19 protein-coding genes are annotated in these 24,470 nt (G+C 41.8%); 13 read left to right on the top strand and 6 right to left on the bottom strand.

Going from position 1 to position 24,470, the window contains the following annotated elements; all coding sequences use genetic code 11:
• Nucleotides 1-42: 42 nt before the first annotated feature.
• Nucleotides 43-1,692 carry a DUF6377 domain-containing protein gene (locus DXA54_RS11055; protein WP_032852677.1) on the bottom strand — a complete coding sequence of 550 codons (1,650 nt, stop codon included), beginning with the start codon at nt 1,690-1,692 and terminating at the stop codon, nt 43-45.
• Between the two features lie 278 nt (nt 1,693-1,970).
• Here DXA54_RS11055 and DXA54_RS11050 point away from each other — a divergent pair, with 278 nt between their 5' ends.
• A complete protein-coding gene (locus DXA54_RS11050; protein ID WP_008648960.1) occupies nt 1,971-2,759 on the top strand; it encodes an aspartate dehydrogenase domain-containing protein in 789 nt (262 codons plus the stop codon).
• On the opposite strand, the gene DXA54_RS11045 is transcribed toward DXA54_RS11050, so the two are convergent.
• Together DXA54_RS11045 and DXA54_RS11040 are read right to left on the bottom strand one after the other, a co-directional pair.
• On the bottom strand, nt 2,742-3,626 hold the full coding sequence (locus DXA54_RS11045; protein WP_120079478.1) for an NAD(P)-dependent oxidoreductase: 885 nt from the start codon (nt 3,624-3,626) through the stop codon (nt 2,742-2,744). The two genes, DXA54_RS11050 and DXA54_RS11045, sit on opposite strands and share 18 nt — an antisense overlap.
• Before the next feature lie 171 nt (nt 3,627-3,797).
• A complete protein-coding gene (locus DXA54_RS11040) occupies nt 3,798-4,421 on the bottom strand; it encodes an HU family DNA-binding protein (protein ID WP_120079476.1) in 624 nt (207 codons plus the stop codon).
• 372 nt (nt 4,422-4,793) lie between these two features.
• On the opposite strand from DXA54_RS11040, the gene DXA54_RS11035 reads away from it, so the two are divergent.
• The 8 genes from DXA54_RS11035 (at nt 4,794) to DXA54_RS11000 (ending at nt 16,212) form a co-directional block, all read left to right on the top strand.
• Nucleotides 4,794-5,360: an RNA polymerase sigma factor gene (locus DXA54_RS11035; protein ID WP_004298079.1), complete on the top strand. Its 567-nt coding sequence runs from the start codon at nt 4,794-4,796 to the stop codon at nt 5,358-5,360.
• A 165-nt stretch (nt 5,361-5,525) separates the two neighbouring features.
• A complete protein-coding gene (locus tag DXA54_RS11030; protein ID WP_120079474.1) occupies nt 5,526-6,473 on the top strand; it encodes a FecR family protein in 948 nt (315 codons plus the stop codon).
• Nucleotides 6,474-6,605: 132 nt separating this feature from the next.
• A complete protein-coding gene (locus DXA54_RS11025) occupies nt 6,606-9,944 on the top strand; it encodes a TonB-dependent receptor (protein WP_120079472.1) in 3,339 nt (1,112 codons plus the stop codon).
• A gap of 5 nt (nt 9,945-9,949) precedes the next feature.
• Nucleotides 9,950-11,236: a RagB/SusD family nutrient uptake outer membrane protein gene (locus DXA54_RS11020; RefSeq protein ID WP_120079470.1), complete on the top strand. Its 1,287-nt coding sequence runs from the start codon at nt 9,950-9,952 to the stop codon at nt 11,234-11,236.
• A 10-nt stretch (nt 11,237-11,246) separates the two neighbouring features.
• The gene (locus tag DXA54_RS11015) at nt 11,247-12,188 is read left to right on the top strand and encodes a phosphodiester glycosidase family protein (RefSeq protein ID WP_229119762.1); all 942 of its coding nucleotides are present in this window, start codon (nt 11,247-11,249) and stop codon (nt 12,186-12,188) included.
• A 12-nt stretch (nt 12,189-12,200) separates the two neighbouring features.
• Nucleotides 12,201-13,982 (top strand): IPT/TIG domain-containing protein, encoded by a 1,782-nt coding sequence (locus tag DXA54_RS11010; RefSeq protein ID WP_074638697.1) that lies wholly within the window; start codon nt 12,201-12,203, stop codon nt 13,980-13,982.
• A 6-nt stretch (nt 13,983-13,988) separates the two neighbouring features.
• On the top strand, nt 13,989-15,248 hold the full coding sequence (locus DXA54_RS11005) for an IPT/TIG domain-containing protein (protein ID WP_008998249.1): 1,260 nt from the start codon (nt 13,989-13,991) through the stop codon (nt 15,246-15,248).
• Between the two features lie 61 nt (nt 15,249-15,309).
• Nucleotides 15,310-16,212, top strand: a complete 903-nt coding sequence (locus tag DXA54_RS11000; RefSeq protein WP_008998250.1) for a glycerophosphodiester phosphodiesterase family protein — start codon at nt 15,310-15,312, stop codon at nt 16,210-16,212.
• Between the two features lie 159 nt (nt 16,213-16,371).
• On the opposite strand, the gene DXA54_RS10995 is transcribed toward DXA54_RS11000, so the two are convergent.
• The 3 genes from DXA54_RS10995 to DXA54_RS10985 form a co-directional block, all read right to left on the bottom strand.
• Nucleotides 16,372-17,469: an SGNH/GDSL hydrolase family protein gene (locus tag DXA54_RS10995; protein ID WP_120079468.1), complete on the bottom strand. Its 1,098-nt coding sequence runs from the start codon at nt 17,467-17,469 to the stop codon at nt 16,372-16,374.
• A gap of 13 nt (nt 17,470-17,482) precedes the next feature.
• A complete protein-coding gene (locus DXA54_RS10990) occupies nt 17,483-19,051 on the bottom strand; it encodes an ATP-binding protein (protein WP_120079466.1) in 1,569 nt (522 codons plus the stop codon).
• 85 nt (nt 19,052-19,136) lie between these two features.
• Nucleotides 19,137-20,357 (bottom strand): M16 family metallopeptidase, encoded by a 1,221-nt coding sequence (locus DXA54_RS10985; RefSeq protein WP_004298062.1) that lies wholly within the window; start codon nt 20,355-20,357, stop codon nt 19,137-19,139.
• 105 nt (nt 20,358-20,462) lie between these two features.
• Between DXA54_RS10985 and DXA54_RS10980 the strand changes: the two genes are divergently transcribed.
• The 4 genes from DXA54_RS10980 (at nt 20,463) to DXA54_RS10965 (ending at nt 24,285) form a co-directional block, all read left to right on the top strand.
• Complete coding sequence (locus DXA54_RS10980) at nt 20,463-20,996, top strand: TIGR00730 family Rossman fold protein (RefSeq protein WP_117610938.1); 534 nt, start codon at nt 20,463-20,465, stop codon at nt 20,994-20,996.
• 6 nt (nt 20,997-21,002) lie between these two features.
• A complete protein-coding gene (locus tag DXA54_RS10975) occupies nt 21,003-21,608 on the top strand; it encodes an SIS domain-containing protein (RefSeq protein WP_117610937.1) in 606 nt (201 codons plus the stop codon).
• Nucleotides 21,596-22,516 (top strand): carbohydrate kinase family protein, encoded by a 921-nt coding sequence (locus DXA54_RS10970; protein WP_074558860.1) that lies wholly within the window; start codon nt 21,596-21,598, stop codon nt 22,514-22,516. Before DXA54_RS10975 ends, DXA54_RS10970 begins: the two co-directional genes overlap by 13 nt.
• 152 nt (nt 22,517-22,668) lie before the next feature.
• Nucleotides 22,669-24,285, top strand: coding sequence for a DUF6377 domain-containing protein (locus DXA54_RS10965; RefSeq protein WP_117610936.1), 1,617 nt, complete (start codon nt 22,669-22,671; stop codon nt 24,283-24,285).
• Nucleotides 24,286-24,470 lie beyond the last annotated feature (185 nt).

The following is a 24,470-nucleotide window of genomic DNA, read 5'->3' as shown; positions in this document are numbered from 1 at the left end:
TTAACAAGCTCACATTAAAAGGTAGATTCGGCACAGATTTTATTAACGGATTTTTGCCACCAAATCTTCAAAATCATCTCGTGAAACACGTGCTTTGGTCTTCACTCTTGAACGATAATTATAGATCGTATTCACCGAGTAATGCAGAAGTTCTGCAATCTGAGAACTGTCTTTTATTCCTAAACGTATCAAAGCAAAAATACGCAGTTCGGTGTTCAGTAATTCATCCGGTTTCAATACGATTTGTTCTTCCGGTAATAATAAGGCATTAAGAGATTCCACGAAATTAGGAAAGAGATGCAGGAAAGCGGAATCAAAGTTCGCATATAATTCTTGTACTTCAACGGTTACAATGTCATTACTAAGATGTGTCATTTTGAGTAATTCTGCCACTTGTCCGCGTTGCAGTTTCTTATTTACCAACTTTCTGTACGCTTGCAAACGGTCTACATATACAGAGCACAATTTGAAGAAACGGGCAATATAGGCTTCTTTAATAAGATTGGACTCGGAAAGTTCCAGATTGGTAGAACGAAGATGACAGTTCACTTCCTCGAGTTCTTCATTTAACGAGAAGAGCCGTTCGTTTACTTCCTGCAGTCCTTTTTTGGCGATGGAAAGGGCCTTCATCTGTCGGTAGATATAGATTAATGCAATCACCAATAACAACGCCAACAAGGCTACGCACGTAATATAGATCAGTAATTCCCGATTCTGTTGCTTGATAATATCCTGATAATTCCCGTTAATCATGGAAAGCGGAGTGATATTCATCCAGCTCCGCAACCGCGTTTTATAGAATTGTGATATTTCCCATGAGAAATTGATATAGTCATAGGCACGTTTCAAATCTCCTTTGCTATTCAGTTCCTGTGCCAGTACCATTAAAGAAGATTGCTCCTTAATGGCGGAACGTACATCTGATATAGCTGAAAGTACCAAATAATACAAATGCTCGTCTTTCTTGCCCATGCTCTCAAAAAGGCGGAAACGCTGATAGGCCACTAATGCATATTGAGGGGTACCAAAAGAAGCCTCCGCAAGCCGACGGTCACTGAACTCAAGAGCCTCATCATATTTTCCGGCTTCTCTTAGTTGCGTCTCACGCAACCACAGATATGTAGCCGAAGATGGATCTAAAGTAACCTGCATGGAATCACGGTATGCATGGCTCAATTTAGCATAACGGGAAGCAAACATCTTATAACGGGGTTGTGCCGCTCCTGCTTCGAAATATACATGCTCGTAGCAAGTATAGTAATATCCCAAAAGAGACGATGGCAGTGTCTGACGATCAATCAAGTTAAGTATATCTGCTGCTTCCATATACATTCCAATGGAGGATAACAGATAGGATAGCTCCAATTGAATTTTAAGTTCCCTCTCTTTGTCATTCAATTGGCGGGCCAACAGCATATTTTCATTCAGATAATGGAGTGCGGAATCGGAACTATATGCTTTATATTCAAGATAAATATCATTATTCAAATTATAGCGTTCTACAGAAAAGGGAGATGTCTTTCGTGCTTTTTTTTTCAGCTCATGGAGTTTGTTCTCTTTAATTTGCACATAAGTATCGGCTTCCTTAATCGTTTTATCAAGCACATTCAACAATGAATCCAAGCTTTCACCAGCAAAAGCTGAATGGCAGGAAAAGAAGAGCAAAAAGCAGAGTAGACAGTTCTTTTTCATTAGGCGGATAGACTTTAGTGAGTATGAGATGATAGAGATTAACCGGACAAATGTATAGAAAATCTTTGTAACCTAACTATAAATAGTTCATAAATTAAAGGAACAAACAGTCTATTATAAGGAAAAAACAGGAGCCAGACAGGGTATGTGTTACATTATCATTAATAAAAATGAGTCTTACTCTATCAGACAAATCCATTCCCGGATACATACCTGATGAAAATAAATACCATATTACCAACCGAAGCTCTTACCAATAAAAGTATTATCTTTGTTGCATGAAAAAGTTAGTCATTGTAGGATGTGGACGACTTGCAGAAATCGTTGCGGATGCAGTTGTCAAAGGCTTATTACCAGATTATGACTTGGTAGGTGTCTATTCGCGTACAGCTTCAAAAGCAGCGCACATCGTTCATAAAATGCAGCAACATGGCAAGCCTTGCATTGCTTGCGCCACATTGGAAGAGTTATTGGCATTAAAACCAGATTATCTGGTGGAATCGGCCTCTCCTGCCGCTATGCGGGAATTGGCTTTGCCGGCATTGAGAAACGGAACCTCTGTCATTACCTTGTCTATCGGTGCTTTGGCAGACGAGACATTCTATCAGGAAGTGACAGAAACCGCCAGAGCAAATGGTACACGGGTCTATATTGCATCCGGAGCTACCGGTGGATTCGATGTTTTAAGAACTGCCTCTCTGATGGGAAATACGACGGCCCGCTTCTTCAATGAAAAAGGTCCTAATGGACTCAAAGGAACTCCCGTTTATGATGATTCCTTGCAAACGGAGCAACGTACTGTTTTCTCCGGTAGTGCTGCGGAAGCTATTCGCCTCTTTCCAACCAAAGTGAATGTTACAGTTGCCGCCTCACGAGCTTCTGTCGGTCCGGAGAACATGCAGGTATCCATACAGTCTACTCCCGGATTTGTGGGAGATACGCAAAGAGTAGAAATCAAAAACGACCAGGTGCATGCCGTAGTAGACATTTATAGTGCCACATCGGATATTGCAGGGTGGTCAGTAGTGAGCACCCTGATTAATATCGCTTCACCCATTGTATTCTGACAGATTGGCCAACACTTTTGTGCTCAGGCGGTCAAACGCCTGACGCGTGCGGCCAGTAGACACCTGCATACAACGTACATGCGGATGATCGAGAAGTTGCTCACCCCCCAATGCACCTATCGTGTCACAAAAGCAAAGGTTATCACCTTCCAGCCATTCAGTAAAAGCAGCCTCATCCCATGCCGGCGACAAACCGGTATTGAATAAGATCTTCCGGTTACCCATCTGCTTAAATTCCTCTTCGTGCAACAGAATCGTATTTTTATTAAGGCAACAACAAATGACTTCACTCTCTGCAAGGAGTTTCCCCAATGACAAAAAGCGATATCCTTTGGCAGTAGCTGCTTCTTTCTCACTGCGGGCATAATATGAAATATCAGCACCAAAGAACTTCAAAGCGTCCGCTATCATGCCGCCCGACTTACCCAGTCCGACTATTCCGACTTTCAATCCGGTGATCTCACGAGGCAACTCCTCCCACGATTCCTGCCCAAAGCCGTGCAAACAGCGCACCAACTCACTGACTACATATTCCACTACTCCCTCGTCACCATAATCCCGAATACCTGTCACCGTGATACCCCGTTCATTAGCATAGCGAATATCGACATTGGCACTTTCGGGAGAATAGAGTGAACAACACATTCCAATGTATTTCACATTCGGACAACACTCGAGTACATACCGGTTGATACGGGAGGTATAACTCAAAAGCACCGCATCAGCATCTCCGATACGGGCAATGATTTCATCATCATTCGCAGGTATATCAGGATACATCACCACCTGACCGGCAAATGAATACAACGTTTTTTCGGCCGACGGAACCAGACTGACCGGCTCTATAGCTACAAGTTTCTGAAACATCGTTTTTTTATTTTAGAAGTATTATAAAAACAAACATACACGGTTACCGGATTAGCAACCCAACATGGGCGCTAAGATACAAATTTCTAGCCATAATATCATTTAATGATGGACGATAACAGTATGTTTTAAACATACGAACGCAAGTTAAACATATCCAATCAGAGTTCACTACTCGCCATCCGGTTCCTTTCGTGGCGGTGCTATAAAATGCATCTGATTACCCCGTCCCTCCCGCTTGATAATGCCTTCGACTGCAAAAGATTTAAGATCGTCCAATGCAGTATTCTTCAAACGCCCGGTAAGTTGCGTATAAGTAGTTCTTGTGATGAAACCATGCTCTCCGATATATTGCAGGACAAGTTTCTTCAGATTGTCTCTGTCCCACTTACGCGAAGTGTTGAAATCAACACACTTTCTACGCTCCAAATCTCCGCGAATACCTACACGCATACTCTTGGAAGCACGGAAATTCACCCCGTTGAAAGCTACGGATTCAGAACGAAGATCATTCTTATTTGCTACCAATCGGGAAGCTTTCACTTTGGCTGAAAAGAAACCGAACTCTCCCAATTCGACGCGGTATCCTTCACCCAGATATTGCAATACATCGTCTTTCAGTTCCATCAGGATACCTTCTATCACTCCTTCTTTAAATCCGGTTCTCTTAGCAACACCACGGATCAATCGTTCTGCCGGAATCGTTCCACTGTAGACAATGTCGGCATACATTGTTTCCGTTTCTCCTTCCTTAGTAGTCAAGGCAGGTTTCTTCTTTAAATTGTAAAAGGCCATAATCTTATTGTTATATTTAAGACTTTTCAGTGCAGAGATTTATCATTGTTTATGCACTCGGGTAGTTGTCCGGTTGTAACGGGACAATAGTCACTTTGTAAACAGCTTAATGTCACCTTATAAGGTGATATTTATCACTGCATAAGGTGACCACCTATCTTTGCAAGGGTAAAAAACAGTAAAGATACAAAATTAATTAGCGGAAAGCAAGAGACGGTACAATAAAGCTCAATATATGATTGTAATATGATTGCAAAATAAAATTCATCTGCCAACTACCGGACATCGGTTTCTCTTTATTTATTCACATAGATTTGTCTATTTCTAAATTATTTCAGTACATTTGCCCGACCTACTTCTATTGCAAAAAGGATGAAAATAGACGAAATACAGTGCATAAAAGAACTACGCAACGGCTCCTACCAGGCTTTTACACAGATTTATGAAGCCTATGCCGACCGACTTTACAGCTTTGTTCTTAAACAACTAAAAAATCGTTCCCTGACACAGGATATTGTTCAGGATACCTTTTTACGCCTGTGGGATAACCGTAACCAGTTGAATAGCTTCGGCAATCTGCAGGCTTTCATCTTCACCATCGCCAAACATCAGGTAATCGATTATTTCCGCAAACAGGTCAACGAACTGCAATTCGAGGATTTTATGGAGTACTGCGAGAACCAGGCAACTGACGTATCGCCGGAAGACATCTTATTGTACGACGAATTCCTGCAACAACTTCAACAATCGAAGAAAGTTCTGTCACAACGGGAACACGAGATTTATGAATTAAGCAGGGAGAAACATATCCCCATCAAGCAAATAGCCGAACAACTGGATCTCTCCGAACAAACGGTGAAAAACTATCTGACTTCCGCCCTGAAGATTCTTCGCAGCGAAATGATGAAATATAATATTCTCTTTATTTTCTTCCTGTAATAGTATTCTTTATAACGGCTGTCAGAAGTAGTTTCTTTATCCCATCAAGTCAAGATACCACCTAACAGGTTATTTCACATTTCCTAATTTTATGTTATAGAACATAAAGAAATCATAGTACTCCCCTATTTCATTCACGTATAACCAATAGAAACACCCATAAATATGAAAGCACTATTTAAAGATTTATACCGTCAGTACCTTGAAAAAGGAGTTTCTCCTACAGACTTCGGGCAGTTCAAGGAAGAACTCAATCACATTCCGGATGAGGAACTCTGGAATGTCATGATAGATATGGAAAAGGATGCTACGACGGAAATCGGGATGCCTCCCATGATGAAAAAACAGATACGAAAAGAAATGCATCAGATTATCTGGAGACGGCGTTGGATACAGATTACCAAATATGCTGCTGTAATCGCCCTGCTTGTGACTTCTTCTCTCAGCGTTTATTCTTTATTGAATACCCCGGAAACACAACAAATGATAACTGCCAATGTAAAATCGGGCAGTAAATCGGAAATCATATTACCAGATGGAACAAAAGTGCAACTGAATGGTGCCACCACTATCACGTACGATGTAAACAGCTCCAAACAACGATTGGTACAACTGTCGGGAGAAGCCTTTTTTGATGTGGCAAAGAATCCCGACTGTCCTTTCAGAGTGATAGCCAACGGCCTGCAAATCGAGGTAGTAGGAACTAGTTTCAATGTAAATACTTATAAAAAAGGCGTTGTTGAAACATCCCTGCTCACCGGACAGATTAAAATATCAGGCGGCTCCCTTCCACAAGAGTATATTCTTACTCCCGGCGAGAAAGCGACCTACTCCAGTATCAACAATGCACTCAAAATAACCCAAGCTGACGTTCATGTGGAAACCGGCTGGTGCGACGACTATTTGATATTCGACTCCGAACCTTTGATAGATGTCATTGAGGAGATAGAGAGATGGTATGGAGTAGAGATCGAGCTAAGATGCCCCCAAATCGGACAGGATTTATTATCCGGCTCTTTCCGCCACGAAAACATACAGAATGTGATTCATTCATTGAGCCTGCAATATAAGTTCAAATACGAGATACATAAAGATAAAATCACTATTTATTAACCATCTGAAAGAAAGGAGCCTATGAAGAACAGTTAGTAATTATATAAAGAAACAACCAAAGAATCGCCCAATCCTTTGGTTGTATGTAAGTCGATAAAATTAATCCATTAAACATGAAAAATAGTATCAACTATGAATTACACAAAGTTAATTTTTTCCTTTAGAAAGAGGAGGCAGAATCTCCTTATTTTTAGAAACTTTACCATTTTACTTGTTGCGTTAGTTTTATTACCCGCAGGAGTATCGGCACAAAAAGGAAATGTGTCGGTAAACATCAATAATGGTACGGTGAAAACATTTATAAAGGAGATCGAGAAGCAAACCCGGTATACATTCGTTTATCGGAACAATGTCCTCAACGACCAGGCGAAAGTGACCGTCAATTGTAAAAACAAGCCTCTCGACCAGGTCCTGTCGCAAGTGTTCACTCCTTTGAATGTTTCTTATTCGCTTAATAACAACACTATTGTATTAGTGAAAAAAGAAGTACAGCAACAGAAAAAAAGCGAAAAGAAAACGATCAAAGGTACCGTAACAGACGGAAGAGGTGAGCCGATTATCGGAGCCAATGTCATACAGGAAGGTGGAATCGGAACAATTACAGATGTTGACGGAAACTTCACCGTTACGGCAGACCCATCCAAACCGCTGGATATATCCTACATCGGATACAAAAAGAAATCTGTCCGTATCGGTGCCTCACCAACAGTCAGGATAGCATTGGAAGAGGATGCACACGTCATGGATGAAGTAATCGTCATCGGATATGGTTCCAAAACCAAACGAGATGTCACGTCTTCCATTGGAACTTACAAACCGGGAGAAGTCAATGTCCGCCAAGTGCTAGGTGTCGACGAATTGTTACAGGGACGCGTATCCGGAGTGAATATTACGTCAGCATCCGGTGTGCCGGGAAGTAAAAACCGGGTGAGCATTCGTGGAATCGGTTCAATTACCGCAGGTAACGAACCGTTGTATGTAATCGACGGAGTACCAATCAACAATACGTCAGGAGATACCGGTGCTTGGGGTGCACAATCGATGAATGGTCTGAATGATTTCAATCCTTCCGATGTGGAATCCATACAGATTTTAAAAGATGCGGCTTCTGCTGCTATTTACGGCTCGCGTGCGACGAATGGCGTTATCTTGATAACAACCAAAAAAGGAAGCAAAGGACAGGCGAAAGTGAGTATTGACACGAATGTCAGTTTCTCCAATTTGACCAGAACAGACAAACTGGACATGGCCGACACTGATCTGTTTCTGGAAGTGCTGAATGAAGCTATCGACAACTATAACCTGCAAACCAACAGTACCCAGGCACGTATCGATAACCCCGCACCGGGAAAGGCGCAGACAAACTGGCTTGATCTGGTGCTCCGTACGGCTGTTACCTACACGACTACCGCGTCTGTGTCAGGCGGAACGGACAAAACGAACTATTATCTGTCCGCCAATTACAAACACAACGAAGGTGTGATTATCAATAATCTGCTTAAACGTTACAATCTGAAGGTTAATCTGGACACAGAAATCAAAAAGTGGCTCAAAGTAGGAACTTCCCTGAATTTAAGTTATTCGCGCAATAACCGTGTCCCTACCGGTTATAACATAGGAACCAGTGTTATCACCCGTGCCATCGAACAACGCCCTTGGGATTCTCCTTATCGTCCCGATGGGGAATATGCTGTCGGAGGACAGGAACTGGCCAACCATAACCCGATACAGGCACTTAACGAAGAAGATGTATATATCGACAACTATCGTGCCTTGGGGTCACTCTATATGCTGTTCAACATTACGAAAGACTTAAACTTCAAAACTACACTCGGAGAAGATTTCAATTATACGGAAGAGCATATTTATTACAGTGCTGACCACCCTTATGGCAATAAAGTGGGAAAACTGATTGACGGACGGAAATCCTATGCGAGTACGTTATGGGAAAATGTCCTCACTTATAAGCACTCTTTTGCAGAAGATTTCTCTCTGGACGTGATGCTGGGACACTCCATACAAAAGGACGTAACTTCTTCGGCTGCCCAAACGGGTATTGGATTCCCCTCTCCTTCTTTTGATGTCAACTCTGTTGCCGCCGAGTTTTCAGATGTAAGTACAGGACTTTCTTCATTCTTGTTACAGTCATTCTTCGGCCGTTTAAGTCTGAACTACAAGAACCGCTATTTACTAACAGGAACAATGCGCGCTGATGGTTCTTCCAAATTTATATCCAACAATCGCTACGGATATTTTCCATCTGTCAGTGCGGGTTGGAATCTCGGAGAAGAATCCTGGTGGAAATTTCCACAAACCGATGTAAAGCTCCGCGCAAGCTGGGGTTGCACCGGAAATCAGGGAGGAATCGGTTCCTATGCCTATCAAGCATTAGCCGGTGGAGGGTACAACTATAATGGTGAGAATGGCTTAGGACTGACTACTGCAGGTAACCGCGACCTTAAATGGGAAAAAGCCCAACAAGGTGACATCGGAGTGGATCTTTCTTTTTTCAGAGGTGCAATCACATTCACAGCAGATGCATTCATCAAAGATACCAAGGATTTACTTTACCAGAAACCGACTCCCGCTACGTCAGGTTATACTAGTCAGGTATGCAATATCGGATCAATGCGTAATAAAGGACTTGAATTTACACTGGGAGCCAACCTTGGCAAAGGCTCGTTCTCATGGCATTCGGATTTCAACATCTCCTTTATCAGAAACAAACTGACCGCTCTTCTCGATAATAACGAGATATTGACAACTAGTTCTATGCATGCCCTCAAAGTCGGCGAACCGATAGGTTCTTTTTATATGATTAAATGGAAAGGTATCTATCAATCGGATGATGAGATTCCCGCCAAGATTTACGACCAAGGAGTAAGAGCGGGCGACTGTATTTACGAAGATGTAGATGGTAATGATGTCATAGACGAAAACGACAAGCAGTTTGTCGGCTCCGCTAATCCGAAATTCACCGGTGGTTTCAATAATACATTCAAGTACAAAGGTTTTGATTTGAGCATGTTCTTTACATTCTCATCTGACAACAAGCTTTATGAACTGTGGACCGGAGGTTTACGAATGGGCAACGGCACATGGCCGATCCTGAAATCGTCAGCAGAATCCCGTTGGACCGGACCGGGTAGTACAAACAAGAATCCGCGCGCCATTTACGGTTATACATGGAACTCGACCAAATTTGTCAATACCCGAATGTTACATGATGCATCTTATATCCGCTGCCGTACAGCTTCAATCGGATATACTCTCCCAAAGAGTTGGATTAACCGGCTACATATTGATAATCTCCGCATATATTTCCAGGCAGACAACCTCTTCGTCCTGACGAAGTGGCCGTATCTGGACCCGGAAGTAAATGTAAGCCTCTCTGCAACCAACATGGGATATGATTATCTCTATCCGTCCCAACCACGTACGTTTACAATAGGTGTCAATCTTAAATTCTAACAGATATGAAGAATTTTATTATATCGTTATTAACAGTATTATTGGTATTTGCCACTAGTTGCAACGAAATGGACCAATATCCGCATAATGCAGTATCCAGCGATAACCTCACAGAAGAGGATGCTCAATTACTGCTTACCGGGCTTTACTTTTATATACAGAACAAGCCGACAGTCAACGGCTATCTCACACAAGACATTGTCGGCGGAGATCTCGTCCGTGGCGGGGCCACAGGATTGAAAGACCCGGTATTGCTAGTGAAAGACCTTGTCACCCCCGAAAGCGGCTTCGTCAGTGGACCGTGGGATGGATTTTATACGGCTCTCTACCAAGTGAATTCACTGATTGTCGCACTTGACAAATTAGCAGCCAGCCAGTCACGAAACGAGATATTGGGAGTAGCCAGCTTCTTTCGTGGTCTGATTTACTATCACCTGGTTAGCCGCTATGGAGAGGTACCCATTCTCGAAGCTCCTTTTTCGGGCGATATCGCAGCATCTACAGAAGAAGAAGGATGGAGCTTTGTAGAAAAGAATTTTCAGGTGGCTATAGATTACGCTCCAACTTTCTCCGACAAGTATTACGTCTCCAAACAGGCTGCAAAGGCTTTAATGGCAAGAACCAAACTTGCACAAGGCAAACTGACTGAAGCTGCCAAACTTGCCGAGGAAGTGATAGGTGATACCAATTTTTCACTTGCCGACTTCGACCAGATCTTCCGTGGAAAAGCAAATCGCGAAGAGATATTCTCATTTGTAAATCTGCTCAATGAATCGAGCGTAAATTTAAGTGCTTCCCTCTATTCACGGGCTTCCGCCAATGGAGGTAGTTATACGTATGCACCGACTACGAAAGTGATGAATATGTTTGAACCGGACGATAAACGTACTGCCATATCCATCGATATGCAGGAAACAAATGAAGTCATAAATAAATATCCCGGCGGAGAGGTTACCACTGATCCGATCATTATTACCCGCCTTGGAGAAATGTATCTAATTAGTGCCGAAGCACAAGGACTTTCCAAGGGACTGTCCCGTCTGAATGAACTTCGGAACTTCCGCGGCCTTCCTTCTGTACATCCCGCTACGGAAGAAGACTTCATAGATGCAATTCTAAATGAAAGACATACGGAATTACTGGCAGAAGGGTTCCGCTGGTTCGACCTTGTCCGCCTCAACCGGTTGGAAAGTGATCTCGGCTTTGAGCGTAAGTACAACAGATTACCTATTCCTGCGAAAGAGAGGTCTCTCAATAAACTTTTAAATCAAAATTCATATTGGGCTAACTAAAACGATGAAAATGATGAACTTATTAAAATACATGCAGATTCTGTCATTTGTATTACCACTGGCTTTCTTAAGCTGTTCGAACGATACAATTGAAGACGTACACTTTATCCCGCAGACAAAAATCGGTCAGAAACTATTAGCAGGCAGTGAAACGGTGGCACGCATATATACTGATACCAGCTTTGTTGTCGCATTGGGAGTTACGGAAACAGATGTCCATTTCCAGAAAGCAGACAGTCGCTCCACGCATATATTTATAATCGATATTGATTTGAATGAACCGGGAGTTTCATTAGAAGTAGGTATGCCGTATGATGCCGATGTACGCAATAACTTTCAGCGACAGACGTTGACGGAGATGGCAGATTATGCCGACCGTCCGTGGCACCGGGTAGCCGCCATGATTAATGCTGATTTTTGGGATGTCAGCACAATGGATATCAGAGGCCCCATTCACCGTAACGGAGTGATCTTAAAAAACTCATTCATTTTTAAGGAGTCACTTCCTCAACAAGCTTTAAGTTTTATCGCGTTGACAAAAGATAATAAGATGGTTATTGCCGATTCTGTGGAATATCGGGGTATGCAATACAACCTCAAAGAAGTGACCGGAAGCGGAGTTATCGTGCTGCGCGACGGGGAAATATCCGGTGCAACTTATCCGGGTATCGACCCGCGTACCTGTCTTGGATATTCGGATGACGGTCATGTCTACTTCATGGTGGTTGACGGACGTGTGGAATTCTACTCTTACGGACTTACTTATCCGGAAATGGGTTCGATAATGAAAGCATTGGGATGCTCCTGGGCTGTGAACCTGGATGGTGGCGGTTCTACCCAAATGCTTATACGACACCCGATAGCAGACATATTCCAAATACGGAACCGGCCTTCTGACGGACAGGAGCGACCTGTTGTGAATGCATGGATGGTAACAGTCAATGAACCTTAAAACTCTGAAAGTATGAAGAACTCAATATTTATTTTATCAATCCTATTTTGTTGTAACTTGTTCTGTGGATGCTCGGAATCGGACTCTTCTGATTCCCGGCAGCTTCCTCCAAAGCTCATTTCCATTATTCCGAAAGCAGGATCAACAGGAGGTACCGCTATTATTTCAGGAGTTTATTTCTCTGAAACAATCACTGATAACGAGGTGTTTATCAACGGAGTGAGGGCGGAGATTACTGATGCAACCCAAAATCGTTTAGTAATTGCGCTTCCCGATAATCCGGAAGGTACTTACTCAATTAAAGTAAGTGTAAAAGGGGAAACTGTAGAAGGACTCAAATTTACTTATGCAACCCCTCAAGCCCCACCAGAGCTGACGGTATTGCAGGTGATGCCTTCTTCCGCCTATGCAGGAGATTTGGTAACACTGATCGGCCAGTGTTTCAGTACAGTTGTATCAGAAAACCAGGTGACAATCAATGGAGCAGTTGCCGAAGTTAAAGAAGCAACTTCAAGTCAACTCAAAATTATTATTCCCGACACCGAGGAAGGCAGCTATCCTATCCGGGTGAAAGTAGGTACCAAAGAAGCCGAAAGTCCCCTGTTTACTTATCTCCATACAGTAACATTGACAACCTCTTCTTTAGCTCCTACACGTGGAAAAGCCGGAGAGGAAATAGTGATTTCAGGAGAGGGATTCGGTATGACAATCGAAGAGAATATCGTATCTATAAATGGAAAGCCGGCAACTGTAAAAGCGGTAACTGCAACAACACTTTCTATTATTATCCCGGAGAATCCTTCCGGTACGTATCCCGTCAAAGTCACCGTAGCAGATAAAACAGTAGAGAATCTAAGTTTCACTTACGAAGATTTGTCTTACACTGTTGAAACCGTAGCGGGCAACTCGGCAACTACCTCCACTGACGGTAAAGGAACAGCTGCTTCTTTCAAATTCCCGCAAGGACTGGCTCTTGCGCCCAATGGTGATATTTGGATTGCAGAAAGAGGAAATAACACCATCAGAAAAATGGATCAGGAATATAATGTGTCAACTGTCGCCAAAAGCGGTACCGTTACATTTAATGCTCCCTGGCAAGGTGAGTTTGATCCCTCGGGCATCTATTATGTAGCCAATAAAGCATTGAATAACATCATTAAGGTTACGCAAGACGGAACTTGTTCTGTATTCTCTGCTGAAACAACCTTTAAAAGTCCAATGAGCATCACATTTGACGCAAACGGGAATATGTATATAGCCGACCGGGATAACAAGGCCGTGAAGAAGATAACGTCCGGTGGAGCTGTGACCAACTACGATATGTCTTCACTCAAAGCCGGGCCTAATTGCATGGCAGTAGATAAGAAGGGAAGAATTTTTGTAGGTACCGGCGGTACTTATCAGTTACATATGTTTGATACGGACGGTACACTAAAAACGATATTTGGAACCGGGGTAGTACCCACTGTCGCCACTTATTCCGACGGTGAACAGAATGATTTATCCAAGGCAACCATGGGGGCAACATTCGGTATCGCATTTGGACCGGATGAGATACTTTACATCACCGATTATACAATGCATACCATACGTACACTAACTCCGGATGCAGAAGGCGACTATACGAAAGGAACATTGAAAACAATAGCTGGTATTCCGGGGACAAAAGGCAAAATAGATGGTTCCGCCCTGACTGCTACTTTCAATTGCCCTGCCAGCGTGCTGGTTTCGGACAAAGTATATATCGCTGATGAACAAAACCATTTGATTCGTTCCATAACTGTAAATAAATAAAAAACTATGAGAAAGATATACATACTACTGCTCGCGTATTCACTCTTATCATTATTTGCAGCCTGCAATGATAATGATTACAAAGCGTCAGTGACAGAACTTAGGCTGGTACTTGTGAAACCCACCAATGTTTATTCCGGTGAAATAGCTACAATATTGGGACGTAATTTCAGTACGGTACCGGAAGAAAATGCTGTTTTCATCAATGACCAACAGGCAACCGTTATAGAAGCCTTCAAAGACGAATTAAAAATAATACTGCCTGAAATGGCTCCGGGAAAGTATTCCATCCGTGTCAAATCTCCCTCTGGTGAATTGACAGGTCTTGAACTCAATTATCTGAAAACACCGGATCAGGAATATATCGTTCAAACAATTGTCGGTCAGAAGGGGGTGTTTGAAATGACTGATGGAGTAGGCACTGAAGCTACAACCAAACTCCCCACAGGCATTACTTTTGCCCCGGATGGCAGTTTATGGTTTACAGAACGTGGATACAACTATATACGACGTATCTCTCCGGACTTCCTGGTCACTTCGCTCCTCGATGTAGCAGTAGACGGCAGCAGCGCTATCTGGCAAGGTGGATTTGATTCGAAAGGGAACTATTATTTCATTGACAAGGGAAAAGGTATGTTACGGAAAATAGAAACTAACAGTATGACCGTTTCAACCATAGCATCCGGTATGAAAAGTCCGATGAATGTAGCATTTGATGATGAAGACAACATATATGTATCGGCACGTGATAATAAGGCGGTTTATAAATTCACACCTTCAGGTGCGAAAACTACTTTTGCCACTCTTAACGTATCACCCAACTACATTGTATTCGACAAAAACAAGAACATGATTGTCGGTACCTCCAATGGATATGTGTTGATTCAAATCAGCCCGGATGGCACACAAAAGACGATCGCAGGAGATGGGGTAAAAGGACAAGAGTATTATGATGGAGACCCCGGCAATCCGCTTAGTGCAAAAGTGGGGGCTACTTTCGGAGTGGCTGCCGGTTCAGACGGATGCCTGTATCTCTCGGATAATACATACAACTGTATCCGCAAACTGACTCCTGATGCAAGTGGCGACTACTCAAAAGGTACGTTAGAAACCATTGCAGGTTCTGGAAAATCTGGTTTTTCTGACGGGAAAGGACTAAAGGCTACCTTCAACCAACCGTATGAGATTATAATTACAAAAGACTGCAAAACAATGTATGTAGCAGGCGCCGTTAATTATCTGATCCGACGTATTACCGTCAAATAAATAAATGCCCGGGGCATTACCCCGGGCTACTTTCATCATCATTAATGAATCTTACTAAGTCATGACTAAAAAACTTTTTTCCTTATTACTCATCCTATTAACCGCATTCTCCATCAGTGCACAAACAAGGACCGATAAATTGTTGAAGAATCTACATGATAATAAATCGAAATATATCTTTGTTATCGCTCATAGAGGAGACTGGCGTAATGCACCAGAAAACTCTCTGCAAAGTATCGAAAAAGCAATTGCCATGAAAGTCGACATGGTAGAACTTGATATACAGCCTACTAAAGACGGCAACTTTATTTGTATGCACGATGAAACTCTTGACCGTACTTCTACAGGAAAGGGAACAATAAAAAATTATACGACTGAAGAACTGAAAAAATTCGTCCTACGCAGTGGCAACGGAATCAAGACCCGCCAACCAATTCCCACCCTAAAGGAGGTATTAAATGTCTGCAAAGACCGTATCCTTGTCAATATAGACAAAGGAGGGACTTACATTAAAGAAATTATGCCTATTATCAAGGAATGTGGAATGGAAAAACAAGTCATTATCAAGGGATACTATCCTGTGGAGAAAGTGAAAAAAGAATATGGTTCCAATGAAAGTATACTTTATATGCCTATTGTTAATTTATGGGATAAAGAAGCGGTTGCTACCATACAAACTTTTATCAAAGATTTCACTCCAATCGCTTACGAACTATGCTTCAAAGATGATACTACCCCGAGCCTAAGAATAATAGATGAGATCATTAAATCAGGCAGTCGGATATGGATGAATACTTTATGGGATAGCCTATGTGGTGGACATGATGATGAGAATGCACTATTGGAAGGTAAAGATAGACATTGGGGTTGGATGTTAAAACATAAAGCTACAATGATACAAACAGACCGTCCACAGGAACTTATTCATTATCTGGAAGAAAAGGGATTGAGAAATCTGCAATAACTCTCTTTACAAGTTATTAAAAACATCTTATTAAGAAAGTAACAAACATCCTATTTTCAGGAACAACTTAACACATTTGCAAAAGAAAAAGGCCAATTCACCCCCATGAATTGACCTTTATTTTTTTCTATCTGCCTCTGTTATAATCTTTCATTCCTGTTATTCAGTCTTGAATTTGATCTTCAGAATCTTACTGATAGCCGGTTTATATTTCTTCAACATTCGGTCGAATCCCAAGTCATTCGGATGGGTCCCATCTACAGTCCCCTCATGGTCTGTTCCCAAGAATTGATCTTCTTTTATGAAATACAGGTTTTTGACATTTTTCTTTCGCAATACTTCTACCTGTTCAGCGATGGCCTCGTTCTGCCGTTTTACATTCTCACGAGCTTTCTGGTTGAAATTACCTGTTTCACGTATCAATGTCTGTATCACAATAATAGGCGTATCCGGATGCTTCTGGCGCAACGTCATTACAAAATCAACAGTCCGGTCGGTTATCTCTTTGGGAGAAGGATTAGGAATACAATCGAGAATGAAAGCATCCGCATCAATATCCGCCAACATCTCGGCAACTTCTTTCTCCATCTTGCCGTTTCCGCTCAATCCTAAATTGATAAAATTATATCCGCTGCTACGGGACAAACGAGCCGGATAAGCCATCCCGGGACGACTGGCAGATGCTCCCTGCAAAATACTGGACCCGTATACCACTATCTTTTCTTTGAACGGATTTTCTCCTTTACGTATGTGTGCATCAGAAGAAACACCTATTTCCAGACTTTTCAGTTCATCATATAAAGGCAGATATAACAAACATTCTTTCTCTTCCGTACCCATATTATCAACAAGCACTTTTTCCGTAGTCACACCACCTGGTATCCCTACTCCGGCAAATTGCCATTTTCCATCCCGTTTGATATACAAATCCAGACCTTTCTGAGCAACTCTCGTCAGATTGGGTAACTGGTAATTATCAGGAACCATCCATTTGGCTTTTATGACGGGGCTATTCGTTGTAAAAGAGATAGCCAGACCGGCAGAGTTTGTGAATAGTTTCTTCACTGTGGGAGGCATTGTACAATACTTGGCTGTATCTACCCGATGGAAGTATTCGCCTTCGGTAGTTGCTTTGCCTACCAGTAAAAGCTCTTGAGCCGGTACATAGGTAATGTTATCCTTTTGTTGTCCGGAGGCTGTGAAGGGAAGCACCATCAGCCCCAAGCAAACCCAGACATTTCGTATTAAGTTTTTCATAATCAATTTTATATTAAAATTCTTTCGCTACCATCCAGCGCTCTACATTTCGTTTCTCTGCGCTAAACTCTACACCAACTTTTATCACTTGTTGATCCTCTGCCGTATAAGGAAAAGCATAACCTTTTTCTTCAATCTGCTCCATGGCCTGCTCAACAGTCCCATTCAGCTTGAATTCGAAAATATAGATGAACTTCGGGGTTCGTACAACCGCATCTGCACGTCCCCGTGAGCTATGTACTTCTGTCTGCGTGAATTGTCCCATCAGTTTGAATATTAAATATATGATGACTTGATAATGACGTTCAGTCTGGTCATTCAACTCGTAAGGAAAATCTGCAAAGAAAGCTTCAAAGCGGTGCATGAAAGCGTCAACATTGCCTGTACGTAGTTCTTGAACAAACTTACCTATATAAAAGCTTCGTTCTTCATCCGTGACTGCCGTATAAAAGGGGAGTAAAAAGTTAAGAAAGCCATAACGTACTTCGTCGTTAGGGAAGCCTAAACGATAAAGTCTAAACTCCCTGTCATAGTCTTTAATGGTTAAATAACCACTCTGATAAATCAACGGAATAGGATTTTTCCTATCCGCACGATATTCAGTGAAAGCGGAAGCAGATGTCTCTACACCATCCATCAGCAAGCGAAGATCATAATCGCTCTCTTTCAATAACTCCACAAGGAAAGTAGGAGTTCCGGTCTGAAACCAGTAATTACCGAACTCTTTACTGAAAAATGCATTCAGAACACTGAATGGATTGAACACTCCTTCTCCATTAGGATGAAAATGATAACCGTCATACTGCCGGGTCATTGTTTCCACAACTTCTTTCGTATTGATGTCATTTGCTTGCGATAAAGCTGCAATCTCCGGTTCAAAATTAGCAAGAAGTTCTTCGCGGGTGATTCCACAAAGAGTAGAGAAGTCATAATTCAGACTGATGTCATTCAATTGATTCAGACCACTAAACACACTTACTTGCGAGAATTTGGTGACACCTGTCAGAAAAGCAAAACGAAGATAGCGGTCTGCACTCTTCAACACACCGTAGAAAGCTTTCAAGGTAGAACGGTAAGAATCGAGAAGCTGTACATTCTGAATAGCCTGTAGCAATGGTTTATCATACTCATCCACCAGGACTACAACACCCCTGCCTGCTTGTTCGGAGGCACGGCGAATAACACCCAGAAAACGGGAAGACAAAGTGGTTTCATCCTCTCCCTTACCATATATAACTTCCCATTGAGTTAACTGATTGCTTAAAATAGCATCCAATCTGTCCGGTGAATCATATTTCTCGGCATTCAAATCCAGATGCAGTACGGGATATTCTTCCCACTTCTTTTCTAATTGTTCCACGGCAAGTCCCGTGAAAAGGTCACGCCGTCCCTTGAAATAGGCTTCAAACGTAGAAATTAACAAACTCTTTCCGAATCGGCGCGGACGGCTTAAAAAAAAAGGTTTACCGATGTTTGCTATAGTCCACATCAATGCGGTCTTATCCACATACAAGTATCCGTCATTGCGGATATCTTCGAAAGTCTGAATCCCGATAGGGAGTTTTCTGCCCGTCACCAACATACAATTTCTACTATTAGATTGTTATCACATACGTATCTGCTACAAAAATACGAATTCTGGCAATGAAAGCAAATCTGTCAATCAATTATTTGTAAATCAACGTAGATAAGTATTCCTCTGCAAACATCTCATTGGCAACTTCCAACAACATCTCTGCTGTTAGCTCTTCTATACGCTTAAAAACAAGCTCGGATGATTCATACTTATGATAATGAAGGAATGTTTTCGCCATCCCTAACGCATTATTCTCAAAGTTATCGGACGCTACTCCGATTTGCCCGATCAACTGCTTTTTCGCTGCCGCCAACTGGGAAGAAGTCATCTTTGTATCGCGCATCCGCTTCAATTCCTTATAGGTCAATTTCAGGCAAGTATCCATGTCATCCACATCCGTCCCGAAATAAATACAGAAAGCTCCCGTATCCGTATAGGAAGTCAGATTGGATTCGACATTATAGACCAGTCCTCTGCGTTCGCGAAGGGACACATTCAGTTTACTATTCATTCCGGGACCTCCAAGGACATTATTCAGCAGATAGAGTGCAGTACGCTTGTCATCATACGCATTATAGCCACGGCTACCGATCATGACATGTGCCTGGTGCGTATCTCTAGCCACCGTCAAATGTTCCGGCACATACAGAGGCGGAGGTGTACGCCGATTCTCTACCTTCACATCAGGAATATCCAACAGGTATTTTTCTACCAGGCGGATGATTCTCTTGAACTCGTACTGCCCCTGAACAAAAAACACCATATTTCCCGGTTGGTAAAAACGGCGGGTAAACGATAGAACATCTTCCGTGCGAAAACTTCGCAGAAGTTCCGGCTTACCAAGAATGTTTCTTCCCAATGGATGATTGCGGAAGATCATGTCTTCAAAATCGTCAAATATCAGTTCCGACGGAGTATCTTCATACGACTGGATTTCATCGATAATGACCTCTGTTTCTTTTTCTATCTCATGCTGCGGAAAGGTTGAATGAAATACAATATCCCCCAACAATTCAAGCGCACGTTCCAGATGTTCTTTCAGGAAAGCGGCATAGACGACAGTTTCTTCCTTATTTGTATAAGCATTCAGGTCACCACCTACATTCTCCATCCGGTTGAGGATATGCCAGGCTTTCCGCTTCTCCGTTCCCTTAAAAATCAGATGTTCTACAAAATGGGCCATTCCCTGCTCATTCTCCGCTTCATCACGAGTTCCGGCATCAATCGCAAAACCACAATAAGCTACTTTTGAGAGGGTTGGTTCATGGATAATACGCAGGCCATTTGGCAATGTATATTCGTTACCTTGCATCGTTTTATACTTCCTTATTGAATTAATGCCACAAAAATACAATAAAACTTATTGCTGTTTATAGAAAATTGCAGATATTTGTGGACTATAACAGCAACAACGTATATGGAAAAGATAGGAATATTCTGTTCCGCCTCCGATAACATTGACAAAATGTACTTCGAAAGCGCCAGCCAAATAGGCAAATGGATGGGGCAGACAGGCAAAACCTTGATATATGGAGGAGCCAGCCTCGGATTAATGGAATGCATAGCTCGTGCCGTGAAAGAAAATGGCGGTAAGGTCATTGGAGTAGTTCCTGCCAAACTGGAAGAGAATGGCAAGGTAAGCAGTCTGTTAGATGAAGAAATTCATACCCGTAACTTGAGTGACCGCAAAGATATCATAACGGAGAAGTCGGAGGTATTGGTTGCACTCCCCGGAGGCGTCGGTACTCTTGATGAGATTTTCCACGTAATAGCCGCTGCCTCTATCGGATATCACCAAAAGAAGGTCATTTTCTACAATGAACATGGTTTTTACGACGAGCTATTAAAAGCGCTCCACACCCTGGAGAACAAAGGTTTTGCACGACAGCCTTTCTCAACCTATTACGAAGTAGCAAACACATTAAATGAATTAAAAGAAAAAATAAACTGATCCTATATGATAGACTCCATCAAACAACTTTTGCAACAGGAAGCACAAGCTGTGCTCAACATCCCCGTAACAGACGCTTATGAAAAAGCGGTGAAACTGATTGTAGAACAAATACATCAGAAAAAGGGAAAACTGGTAACTTCCGGTATGGGAAAAGCCGGGCAGATTGCTATGAACATTGCTACGACTTTCTGTTCCACCGGTATTCCATCCGTCTTTCTGCATCCCAGCGAGGCGCAACACGGGGATTTGGGTATCTTACAAGAAAACGATCTGCTCCTATTGATCTCTAACTCTGGCAAGACACGTGAGATTGTGGAATTGACCCGCCTGGCCCATAATCTGGACCCGGATCTGAAGTTTATCGTTATTACCGGAAATCCGGATAGTCCGCTGGCAAAAGAATCGGATGTCTGTCTAAGTACCGGCAAGCCTGCAGAAGTCTGTGTGTTAGGGATGACTCCTACTACATCCACTACTGCCATGACAGTGATCGGAGATATATTGGTAGTACAAACCATGAAGGAAACAGGATTTACTATCGCTGAATATTCAAAACGCCATCATGGTGGTTATCTGGGAGAAAAATCAAGATCACTATGCGAAAAGTAATCGGTATCGGAGAGACCATCCTCGATATCATCTTTCGAGGTGACCAGCCTTCCGCAGCCGTACCGGGAGGTTCTGTATTCAACGGTATTGTCTCATTGGGACGAATGGGAATAAACGTCGGCTTCATCAGTGAAACCGGGAATGACCGTGTAGGCAATATTATCCTGCAGTTTATGCGTGAGAATCATATCCCAACCGATCATGTAAATGTATTCCCGGATGGAAAATCACCCGTATCTTTAGCCTTCCTGAACGAGCAGAGTGATGCCGAATATATCTTCTACAAAGACTACCCGAAGCAACGTCTGGATGTTCTGTTTCCGAAACTAGAGGAAGACGACATTGTCATGGTGGGTTCTTATTACGCACTGAATCCGGTTCTGAGGGAGAAGATTCTCGAATTACTAGATCAGGCACGTGAAAAGAAAGCCATCATCTATTATGACCCGAATTTTCGTTCTTCACACAAGAATGAAGCCATGAAACTGGCTCCGACCATTATTGAGAATCTGGAGTATGCGGATATTGTACGCGGTTCTTTAGAGGATTTTCTATATATGTATGGCATGCAGGATATAGACAAAATTTACAAGGATAAAATCAAATTCTACTGTCCCCGGTTCATCTGTACTGCAGGTGCGGAAAAGGTAGCGTTACGCTCTAATCTGGTCAATAAAGATTATCCGATAGAACCATTACAAGCAGTCAGTACTATTGGAGCTGGTGATAACTTCAATGCAGGGCTGATCTACGGATTACTCAAATACGATGTCCGATACCGCGATCTAAATAACTTGAATGAAGAGATCTGGGATAAAATAATCCAATGCGGGAAAGACTTCGCAGCTGAAGTTTGCCGAAGTTTCAGCAATTCGGTTTCGGTGGAGTTTGCACAAAAATACAAGTGATATTACAAATAAGGATTTGGATATAAGTAATTCATCCAGCGAAATCCCTATTTTCATAAAATCCATATTAAGTTAATCTGTCAACCTTAACTTAATATGGATTTCCTTATCTTTGCAAACAACCATATTCAATAAGCAATCTTACTTAATATATGAAAAGATTTATTTTACCTCTATTGATAATTTTTATCTTCATCAGTTTACCAGCAAAAGCAAACGATGAAGTAAAAACATTGTTAAAAGTATTAGATAAATCTCTACAAAACAAAGCTCGTTATACCCAACAAAAGCAAAGACAGATAGACAGCCTGAAAATAATATTAAGACAATCCAGGGATATTCGAAAGAAAGTTGGGACAGCACAGTCTCTTTGTTTTGAGTATTCATCTTTCCAAAAAGATTCCGCTTTAGCCTATGCCATCCACATGAACAGGTTCGCTCAAGAAAGTAATGACAAAGAACTTTTAATTGAAGCTAAACTGGATTATTCAAGAATATTATCTTCGATGGGCTTTTTCAAAGAAGCTCTGGCGATTACCAATTCGATGCAACAAGAGCAACTATCTCCTAGACTCAAAGCCGAATATTTTCTTGGACAGGTCACGATCTACAATCACCAGAAAGCTTTTGCTTCCAACGAGGACGATTCACAAGAAAATGATCTGATAGCACAAATCTATCGCGATTCGCTGCTCCAATGCAAAGAAATCCCAACGAATGTACGAGCTTTTATGACCGCACCAACTCTTCTTTTCCATAAAAAGTATGATGATGCTATTCATATACTGGACAGCACTTATCAAAGTTATACACCCTATTCAAGAAATGCCGGAATCATAGCATATTCTCTGGCATCTGCCTATCAAGGTAAAAATGATCGTGAGAATACGATTAAATATTTCGCAATATCCGCCATTTCTGATGTATTAAATGGAGCTAGAGAAAACCTCTCTTTAAAGATATTAGCCAAGCTGATCTTTGAGAGTGGGGACATAGACCGGGCATCTAAATATATGAAAAATGCAATGGAGGACGCTATCCTATGCAATGCGAGAATTAACACCATCGAAGCTTCAGATATGTATCTTTTCATAGATAAAGCATTTCAAGAAAAGGAGAAACATAAATTTATCATCATAACGGCATTGCTCATAGCATTATGCATTGTATGCATAATGCTATTCATCCTGTCCGTACAACTGAAAAAACAAAAAGGCAAAGTGGAGCAAGCTAATGAGAATTTGTCGTATCATCTTTACGAAATACAACAAATGAACTCAATATTGGCAGATAACAATAAAATCAAAGAAGAATATGTAGGGCTGTATATGGAACAATATACCAGTTATATCAGTAAAATTGCCAATTTTAAGAAAAGAGCACTCAAAATAGCCAAAAGTGAAGATATAAAGAAAGTAACCTCTTTCCTCCACTCCTCTCTCAATACTGAAGAAGATCTGGCTGAATTTTATAATAACTTCGACAAAGCAATCCTGAATCTCTTTCCAAATTTCGTCGAAGATTTTAACGCATTGCTTTTACCGGAAAATGCAATTATTCCAGGACCCGGCAAACTCTTAACACCCGAATTACGGATCTTCGCACTTATCCGACTGGGAATTACAGACAGTGTGAAAATAGCTCATTTCTTACAGTACTCATTATCGACCATCTATAATTACCGCTCAAAAATGCGGATCAAAGCAAATGGAGACCGGAATGAATTTGAAGAAAAAGTAGCTCGAATCGGACAACAAATCCGGGAATAACAGTGTATTAATCATACAGCATCATTTACATTTATCAGAGACTCTCCGATCAAAAATTCTCTGATTATCAACAACATACCCCAAACAATCATTTACAATCTGCTCACTCCCCATTTAAAAAGTAACCGAAATAAGGTATTTTTGTAGAGTCACAATAAAACCTGCGAACTCATTCAAATTACTAT

The sequence above is a fragment of the Bacteroides sp. OF03-11BH genome (assembly GCF_003604005.1).
Classification (GTDB): Bacteria; Bacteroidota; Bacteroidia; order Bacteroidales; family Bacteroidaceae; genus Bacteroides; species Bacteroides ovatus.
This window is presented reverse-complemented; position numbering and strand designations above follow the sequence as displayed.